The sequence below is a fragment of the Spirillospora sp. NPDC046719 genome, assembly GCF_040645715.1.
Classification (GTDB): domain Bacteria; phylum Actinomycetota; class Actinomycetes; order Streptosporangiales; family Streptosporangiaceae; genus Spirillospora.
This window is the reverse complement of record NZ_JBEYYT010000004.1, coordinates 63,463-71,210: the sequence shown is the minus strand read 5'-3', so window position 1 is coordinate 71,210 and position 7,748 is coordinate 63,463. Positions and strand designations below refer to the sequence as shown.

Below are 7,748 nucleotides of genomic sequence, written 5' to 3'. Positions count from 1 at the left end.
GCCGGACCCGCCGGTCACGGACGCGCCCGCCGCGGACGCCGCGCCCGGGTCGTCCTTCGCCGACGACCTGGCCGCCTTCACCGCGGGCACGCGCCTGCCCGACGCGCCGGCCGAGGCGGACGCGCCGGCCGACGCGCCCACGCCGGGCGATGAGTCCGCGCCCGGCGACACCGCGCCGGCCGAGGCGGCCGACGCCCCTGATGAGGCTCCGAAAGCCGCGCACGACCTGGAGGAAGGACGGCAGTGAGCATCGCCTCCACGGGCCCCAGCGGCCCCCAGGACTTCGGGTGGCTGCTGCGGCAGTTCGCCTCGTCCACCCCCGGCGTGACGTTCGCGCTGATCGTCTCGTCGGACGGGCTGGCGCTCGTCGAGTCGGGCCCGATGCCGTCGGAGTTCGTCGACCCGATGGCCGCGCTGACCAGCGGGATGATCAGCCTGGGCAACAACATCGCCAAGCACGTCGGCGCCGGCGGCTGCGACCAGGTGATGCTGAAGTTCGCGTCCGGGCACCTGCTGTTCATGGGGATCGGGCAGCTCGCCGGGCTGGTCGTGCTGGTCGGCGAGGGCGCGAACCTCGGCGCGGTCGCCCACGAGATGACGAAGTTCGTGCACGGCGCCGGGCACGTGCTGACCCCGCAGATGCGCGACGATCTGCGCCGCATGACCGAACAGGCGATGCCGTGACGGGCGCCGCGGGCGCCGCGCCCCGGCCGGTGCGTCCGGTGGGCCCGGTCCGTCCGGGCCTGCGGGGAGGAGGGACATGACGGCCAATCCGTGGGTGCGGCCGTACGTGCTGACCGGCGGGCGGACCCGGGGCAGGCGGCACCTGTTCGTGCACACCGTGGTGTCCGGCGCGGGCTACGACGCGGCGTTCGCCGAGCGGCTGCTGCCCGAGGCGCGGGCGCTGTACGAGCGCGCGCACACCGCCGCCGAGTCGGTCGCCGAACTGTCCGCGCACTGCGGGGTGTCGCTCGGGGTCACCCGCGTCCTGCTCGCCGACCTGGCCGCGGGCGACCGGATCGTGATCGCCGCGGAGGGCGCCTCGCCGTACGACCCGCACGTCCTGGAGAGAGTGATCGATGGTCTACGCGAGCTCGCCTGACCCGGGGCAGGGGCCGGAGGACGGGCGCCGGTCTCCGGGCGCGCGTCCGGCGGCGCCCCGCACCTCGGTCAAGATCGTCGTCGCGGGCGGGTTCGGCGTCGGCAAGACCACGCTGGTGGAGGCGATCTCGGAGATCCCGGCGGTGAACACCGAGGCGTGGATGACGCAGGCGGCCCGGACCGTGGACCCGCTCGCCGACGCGGGCGGCAAGACGACCACGACGGTCGCGATGGACTTCGGCCGCGTCACCCTGGCCTCCGACCTGGTGCTGTACCTGTTCGGGACGCCGGGCCAGCCGCGGTTCTGGCCGATGTGGGACGACCTGTGCCGCGGCGCGAGCGGCGCGCTGGTCCTGGTGGACACGCGCCGGCTGGACGTGTCGTTCCCGGCCGTCAACTACTTCGAGAACGACTCCGACGTGCCGTTCATCGTGGCGGTGAACCTGTTCGACGGGCGGCAGACGCACACGCTGGAGCAGGTCGCCGAGGCGCTCCGGCTGGACCCGGGCGTCCCGGTCGTCGCGTGCGACGCCCGCGACCGCGGCTCGGTCGTCGGGACGCTGACGGCGGCGCTCGGCCACACCCTCGACCGGACCGCGGGACGCGGGACCGCCGCGGCCCGCTGACCCCGGCCCCGGCCGCGCCGGCGCCTCCGGGCAGGGCGTGCCGGGCCGCCCCGCATCCATGACGCCCCGCACAAGGAGGAAGCGTTGCGAAGGATCTTGATCGTCGGAGCGGGGCAGGCCGGCCTGCAGCTGGCCCTGAGCCTCCAGTCGGCGGGCTACGAGGTCACCGTGATGTCGGCGCGGACGCCGGACGAGATCCGCACCGGCCGGATCATGTCGACGCAGTGCGTGTTCTGGCCGCAGCTGCGGATCGAGCGCGACCATGGGCTGAACCTGTGGGAGGACCGGGCGCCGAAGATCGTCGCGCAGCGGGTCACGGTGGCGGCGCCGCCCGGCACCCGCGCGTTCCAGACCCTCGGCCGCTGGGACGACTACGCGCAGTCGGTGGACCAGCGGGTCAAGATGGCGGGCTGGCTGGAGCTGTTCGAGGAGCGCGGCGGCAACGTCGTCTACCACAGCGTGATGACGTCCGACCTGGAAGGGCTCTCCGCCCTGTACGACCTGACGCTCATCGCGGCGGGCAAGGGCGAGCTGGTGGACCTGTTCGACCGCGACGCGAGCCGGTCGCCGTACGACCGTCCGCAGCGCAAGCTGTCGTGCATCTACCTGCACGGGATGACGCCGTGGCCGGACCACCCCGAGCCGCACGTGCGGATCACCGCGACGCCCGGGGTCGGGGAGCTGTTCTTCATGCCCGGCTACACCAACACCGGGCCCTGCGACATCCTGCTCTGGGAGGCCGTCCCCGGCGGCCCGTTCGACGTGTGGGACGACCGTCCGGACCCCGCCGGGCACTTCGCCCGCACCCTCGAACTGATGCGGCAGTACGCGCCGTGGGAGTACGAGCGGACCGTCAACGCCGAGCCCACCGACGCCCGCTGCACGCTGTACGGGGGGTACGCGCCGGTCGTGCGGCGCCCTGTCGGGCGGCTGTCGGACTCCGCGCTCGTCCTCGGGATGGGCGACGTGGTGGTGGCGAACGACCCGGTGACGGGCCAGGGCGCCAACAACGCCGCGCGCTGCGCCGAGATCTACTTCCAGGAGATCCTGCGCAACGCCGACCGCCCGTTCGACGCGGCGTGGATGCAGCGGACGTTCGACGCCTACTGGGAGTACGCCAAGCACCCGACCGCCTACACCAACATGATGCTGGGGCCGCTGCCGGAGCACGTCCAGAAGGTGCTGGCGATCGCGGCGCAGAACGAGGCGGTCGCGTACCGGTTCGCCTACGGCTACGCCAACCCGAGCGATTTCTCGAACTGGCTGCTCGACCCCGCGAAGACCGAGGCGTACCTGGCCACCGTCACCGGCTGACGTCCCGCACCTCGGAAAGGCCCGTCGTCCAGGCCGCCGTCCAGCCCGTCGTCCAGGCCGCCGTCCGGGCCGTCCGGACCGTCGTCAACACCGCCGTTAAGGCCGTCCGTCCACCAGGGCGGGCGGCCTTCCGCGTGCCGCAGTGCGCTGGATCACCATCCGCCGTGTTGCATGATCATGCATTGGCGTGCATACTTCTACTCATGTCCAAGGTGCTCACCTCTCTGCCTGTCGGCCAGCGCGTCGGGATCGCCTTCTCCGGCGGCCTCGACACCTCGGTAGCGGTCGCGTGGATGCGCGAGAAGGGCGCCGTGCCCTGCACCTATACCGCCGACATCGGCCAGTACGACGAGCCCGACATCGCCTCGGTGCCGGGCCGCGCCACCGCCTACGGGGCGGAGGTCGCCCGGCTGGTCGACTGCCGGGAGGCCCTGGTGGAGGAGGGGCTCGCGGCCCTGGCGTGCGGAGCGTTCCACATCCGCTCGGCCGGCCGCGCCTACTTCAACACCACCCCCCTCGGCCGCGCCGTCACCGGCACCCTGCTGGTCCGCGCGATGCTCGAGGACGACGTGCAGATCTGGGGCGACGGCTCCACCTACAAGGGCAACGACATCGAGCGGTTCTACCGCTACGGCCTGCTCGCCAACCCGTCCCTGCGCATCTACAAGCCGTGGCTGGACGCCGACTTCGTCGGCGAGCTCGGCGGCCGGACGGAGATGTCGCAGTGGCTGCTCGAACGCGGCCTGCCCTACCGCGACAGCACCGAGAAGGCGTACTCCACCGACGCCAACATCTGGGGCGCGACCCACGAGGCCAAGGCCCTGGAGCACCTCGACGCGGGCATCGAGATCGTCGACCCGATCATGGGCGTCCGGTTCTGGGACCCCGAGGTCGAGATCCTCACCGAGGACGTCACCGTCGGCTTCGAGCAGGGCCGCCCCGTGACGATCAACGGCAAGGAGTTCACCACCGCCGTCGACCTGGTGCTGGAGGCCAACGCCATCGGCGGCCGGCACGGCATGGGCATGTCCGACCAGATCGAGAACCGGGTCATCGAGGCCAAGAGCCGCGGCATCTACGAGGCGCCCGGCATGGCGCTGCTGCACGCCGCGTACGAGCGGCTCGTCAACGCCATCCACAACGAGGACACCCTCGCCACGTACCAGAGCGAGGGCCGCCGCCTCGGCCGGCTGATGTACGAGGGCCGCTGGCTGGACCCGCAGGCCCTGATGCTCCGCGAGTCGCTGCAGCGCTGGGTCGGCACCGCCGTCACCGGCGAGGTGACGCTGCGGCTGCGGCGCGGCGAGGACTACTCGATCCTCGACACGTCCGGCCCGTCGTTCAGCTACCACCCGGACAAGCTGTCCATGGAGCGCACCGAGGACTCCGCGTTCGGGCCCGTCGACCGCATCGGCCAGCTCACCATGCGCAACCTCGACATCGCCGACTCCCGCGCCCGCCTGGAGCAGTACGCGGGGCTCGGCATGGTCGGGGACGCCCACCCGGCGCTGATCGGCGCCGCGCAGGCCGCCTCGACGGGGCTGATCGGCGCGATGTCCGCCGGCGGCGCCCAGGCGATCGCCTCGCGCGGCGAGACGACCACCGGCGAGGAGCTCCTCGACGCCGCCGCCATGGAGTCCGGCACCGACTAGCCCCCGAGTCGTGGCGTGTCGCCCTTATCCGGCGCGGGACAAGGGCGACACGCCGCATTCCGGCGTCAGGACCGCGCCTTGGCGGTCTTGCGGGTGTTGGCCTTCTCGATGGCCTTGACGAGCTGCTTCTTGCTCATCGTGGAGCGGCCCGAGACGTCCAGCCGCTTGGCGACGTCGTACAGGTGCTGCTTCGACGCGTTGGCGTCCACCCCGCCCGCGGTCTTCCGGGAGGTCCTGACGCCGCCCGCGGCCTGCCGGTCGGACGGGCCCTTCGCGCCCCGGGGCTTCGGCGCCCAGTGGTCGCCGATCTTCTCGTGCGTGTGCTTGAGCGCGGAGTAGGCGACGCGGTAGGCCCGCTGCCCGCTCCCGTACTCCTTGGCGGCCGAGTCGTGCGCCTCCGCGAACGTGCGCTGCGCCTTGGCGTCCGAACGCTGGATGGTGCTGGGCAGCTCGCCCTTCTTGACCCGGCCGGTCCTGGTCGTCATAGGCATGATGCTGTCCTCCGTACGCATATCGCGTCCTTACGCACGGCGTACCCAGCCAGAGGGAACATCCACATCCGCGCGTCACGGCATGTCGGCATAAGGGCGTCATGTCGTGACTCAACGGAGTCGGCGGGCGGGGCTCGATCCGCGGGCGGGGGCGTGTCAGGATGGGCGCGAGTCCGGAGACGCCGTCAGGGCGCTTCGAGATGAGCAACGGGAGCCGTCGTCATGACGCGTATTTCGCATGCCCGAAAGCAGGAGCCCGCAGAGCGCCGCACGTCCCTCTACGGGGGTGAGTTCTCCCGCCGGATCACCGTACGGGACATCGCCGCCGCGAAGGAGCGCGGCGAGAGATGGCCGATGCTCACCGCCTACGACGCGATGACCGCGTCCGTCTTCGACCAGGCCGGGATCCCGGTGATCCTGGTCGGCGACACGATGGGCGCGTGCCACCTCGGCTACGACTCGACCGTGCCGGTCACGCTGGAGGAGATCCTCGTCCTGTCCGCGGCCGTCGTCCGCGGCACCGAGCGGGCGCTGATCGTCGGGGACCTGCCGTTCGGCACCTACCAGGCGGGCCCGGAGCAGGCCCTCCGCAGCGCGACCCGGCTGGTCAAGGAGGCCGGGGTCGGCGCGGTCAAGCTGGAGGGCGGGGAGCGCAGCGCCCGCCAGATCGACCTCATGGTGTCGGCCGGGATCCCGATCATGGGCCACCTCGGGCTGACGCCGCAGTCGGTGAACGCGTTCGGCGGGTACCGGGTGCAGGGCCGCGGCGAGACGGCGGCGCGGCGGCTCGTCCGGGACGCCCGCGCCGTGCAGGACGCGGGCGCCTTCGCGGTCGTGCTCGAAGCGGTGCCGGAGGAGGTCGCGACCGAGATCACCGCCGCGCTGGACATCCCCACCGTCGGCATCGGCGCGGGCCCGAACTGCGACGCGCAGGTCCTCGTCTGGACGGACGCGATGGGCCTCACGCCGGGACGGCTGCCCCGGTTCGTCAAGAAGTACTCGGGCCTTCGCGACACGCTGGACGAGGCGGCCCGTACCTTCGCGGAGGAGGTCGTGAGCGGCGCCTTCCCGGCGGCCGAGCACGCCTACCACTGACGGGAGTCCGCTCCGGGGCGGCCGGGGCCGCCGGCCGCCCCGGACGGAATGAGGGCCTTTAGAGCGAAATGCCGGAGAATGGCGGTGATCGCCGAGAATTCGGCTGGAAAGGGGTGCGCGATGGAGGGCTCCGCGAAGGTCCCGCCCGCGGCCGGGGTGGACATGACCACGCCGAGCGTGGCGCGCATGTACGACTACTTCCTTGGGGGCAAGGACAACTACGAGTGCGACCGCGTCGCGGCGCAGGAGGTCGTCCGGGCGCTGCCCACGGTCGAGGGCGTCGCGCGGGCGAACCGGGCGTTCCTGCAGCGGGCGGTGCGGTTCGTCGCCGAGGCCGGGATCGACCAGTTCCTCGATCTCGGCACCGGGCTGCCGACGCAGGGCAACGTGCACGAGGTCGCCCGCGCGGTGCGGCCCGGCGCGCGGGTCGCCTACGTCGACAACGATCCGCTGGTGGCGGTGCACGCGCGGGCGCTGGTCGACGCCGACGACCGGACCGCCGTCGTCCAGGCCGACCTGCGGGATCCCGAAGCGGTGCTGGGCGACCCGCAGGTGCGCGCGCTGATCGACTTCGGGCGGCCGGTGTGCGTGCTGTTCGTCGCGGTCCTGCACTTCGTCCCGGACGAGCGGGACCCGGCGGGGATCGTCCGGCGGTTCGCCGAGGCGGTGCCGCCCGGCAGCCACGTGATCCTGTCGCACGCGGCGGTGGAGGAGCGGCGCAACGTGAACGTCGGGGCGACCTACCGCTCGCAGTCGGCGAACGCGGCCCTGATCGCCCGGACGCGCGACCAGGTGGCGGGGCTGCTGGACGGCCTGACGATCCTGGAGCCCGGCGTCGTCCCGCTGCACGAGTGGCGCCCCGCCGGCGGCGAGTACGTCACCGGCGCGGGCTGGACGGCCGTCGCCCGCAAGGACCGCTAGGCCGGCGATCGGAGGAGGGCGGCGGCGCCGGACAGCGCCTTCCGCGTGTCCTCCACGGTGGTGTACCGGCCGTCCTCGTCCAGCCAGCCGTAGGTCGCGCGCCCCCGGATGCGGCTCTCGGCGACGACGAGCCGCCGCCCGGACCGTTCGAGGGCCGGACGCGCCGCGGCGGCCGCGGCGAGGACGTCGCCGCACTGCGCGAGCAGGTCCCGGACGTCGGCCGCCGAGCGCTCCCGGTCCATGTAGACGCCGCCCCAGCCGGTCTGGGCGAAGATCGCGACCGGCCCCCAGACCAGGTGGTAGTTGACGCAGTACGAGTTCACCCCGTGGCCCGCGTGGCACACGGCCATGTAGTCGCCGACGCGGCGGCTCATCGCTTCGGTGACGTGGTCCCGGAACATGTACATCGCCATCGGGTCGATCCCGCGGGTGGCGTACAGCCACTCGCCCCGCCGCCGCACGCGGGGCTCCAGGTCCGGCGGGACGGGCGGAGCGGACAGCCCCGCGCCCTCGAACACCTGACGCATCTCGTTGGCTCCGTCCACGGA

General features: G+C 72.9%; 9 protein-coding genes and 1 pseudogene. 8 read left to right on the top strand and 2 right to left on the bottom strand.

Annotated features, from left to right (window positions below; genetic code table 11):
• The 6 genes and pseudogenes from ABZ914_RS01860 to argG form a co-directional block, all read left to right on the top strand.
• Positions 1 to 247, top strand: a pseudogene (locus ABZ914_RS01860) (hypothetical protein); the annotation flags it as partial.
• Positions 244 to 684, top strand: coding sequence for a roadblock/LC7 domain-containing protein (locus ABZ914_RS01855; RefSeq protein ID WP_208267354.1), 441 nt, complete (start codon positions 244 to 246; stop codon positions 682 to 684). The pseudogene ABZ914_RS01860 and the gene ABZ914_RS01855, both read left to right, overlap by 4 nt.
• Positions 685 to 760: 76 nt before the next feature.
• Positions 761 to 1,102 (top strand): DUF742 domain-containing protein, encoded by a 342-nt coding sequence (locus ABZ914_RS01850; RefSeq protein ID WP_190867009.1) that lies wholly within the window; start codon positions 761 to 763, stop codon positions 1,100 to 1,102.
• Complete coding sequence (locus tag ABZ914_RS01845; protein WP_500190981.1) at positions 1,080 to 1,727, top strand: GTP-binding protein; 648 nt, start codon at positions 1,080 to 1,082, stop codon at positions 1,725 to 1,727. The genes ABZ914_RS01850 and ABZ914_RS01845 overlap by 23 nt, the downstream gene beginning before the upstream one ends.
• Before the next feature lie 84 nt (positions 1,728 to 1,811).
• A complete protein-coding gene (locus ABZ914_RS01840; protein ID WP_500190980.1) occupies positions 1,812 to 3,041 on the top strand; it encodes a styrene monooxygenase/indole monooxygenase family protein in 1,230 nt (409 codons plus the stop codon).
• A 203-nt stretch (positions 3,042 to 3,244) separates the two neighbouring features.
• Positions 3,245 to 4,693, top strand: a complete 1,449-nt coding sequence (gene argG / locus ABZ914_RS01835) for an argininosuccinate synthase (protein ID WP_190867003.1) — start codon at positions 3,245 to 3,247, stop codon at positions 4,691 to 4,693.
• A gap of 65 nt (positions 4,694 to 4,758) precedes the next feature.
• On the opposite strand, the gene ABZ914_RS01830 is transcribed toward argG, so the two are convergent.
• Positions 4,759 to 5,184: a ChaB family protein gene (locus tag ABZ914_RS01830; protein WP_208267357.1), complete on the bottom strand. Its 426-nt coding sequence runs from the start codon at positions 5,182 to 5,184 to the stop codon at positions 4,759 to 4,761.
• 222 nt (positions 5,185 to 5,406) lie between these two features.
• On the opposite strand from ABZ914_RS01830, the gene panB reads away from it, so the two are divergent.
• On the top strand, positions 5,407 to 6,279 hold the full coding sequence (gene panB / locus ABZ914_RS01825; protein ID WP_500190978.1) for a 3-methyl-2-oxobutanoate hydroxymethyltransferase: 873 nt from the start codon (positions 5,407 to 5,409) through the stop codon (positions 6,277 to 6,279).
• 120 nt (positions 6,280 to 6,399) lie between these two features.
• Positions 6,400 to 7,200: an SAM-dependent methyltransferase gene (locus tag ABZ914_RS01820; RefSeq protein WP_500190977.1), complete on the top strand. Its 801-nt coding sequence runs from the start codon at positions 6,400 to 6,402 to the stop codon at positions 7,198 to 7,200.
• Here the strand turns inward: ABZ914_RS01820 and ABZ914_RS01815 are convergent.
• Positions 7,197 to 7,745 carry a hypothetical protein gene (locus tag ABZ914_RS01815; RefSeq protein ID WP_500190975.1) on the bottom strand — a complete coding sequence of 183 codons (549 nt, stop codon included), beginning with the start codon at positions 7,743 to 7,745 and terminating at the stop codon, positions 7,197 to 7,199. The two genes, ABZ914_RS01820 and ABZ914_RS01815, sit on opposite strands and share 4 nt — an antisense overlap.
• Positions 7,746 to 7,748 lie beyond the last annotated feature (3 nt).

Coding starts and splice junctions, on each gene's coding strand:
- ABZ914_RS01845 (WP_500190981.1), top strand. CDS start 1,080: ATGGTCTACGCGAGCTCGCCTGACCCGGGGCAGGGGCCGGAGGACGGG.
- panB (WP_500190978.1), top strand. CDS start 5,407: ATGACGCGTATTTCGCATGCCCGAAAGCAGGAGCCCGCAGAGCGCCGC.
- argG (WP_190867003.1), top strand. CDS start 3,245: ATGTCCAAGGTGCTCACCTCTCTGCCTGTCGGCCAGCGCGTCGGGATC.
- ABZ914_RS01830 (WP_208267357.1), bottom strand. CDS start 5,184: ATGCCTATGACGACCAGGACCGGCCGGGTCAAGAAGGGCGAGCTGCCC.
- ABZ914_RS01820 (WP_500190977.1), top strand. CDS start 6,400: ATGGAGGGCTCCGCGAAGGTCCCGCCCGCGGCCGGGGTGGACATGACC.
- ABZ914_RS01850 (WP_190867009.1), top strand. CDS start 761: ATGACGGCCAATCCGTGGGTGCGGCCGTACGTGCTGACCGGCGGGCGG.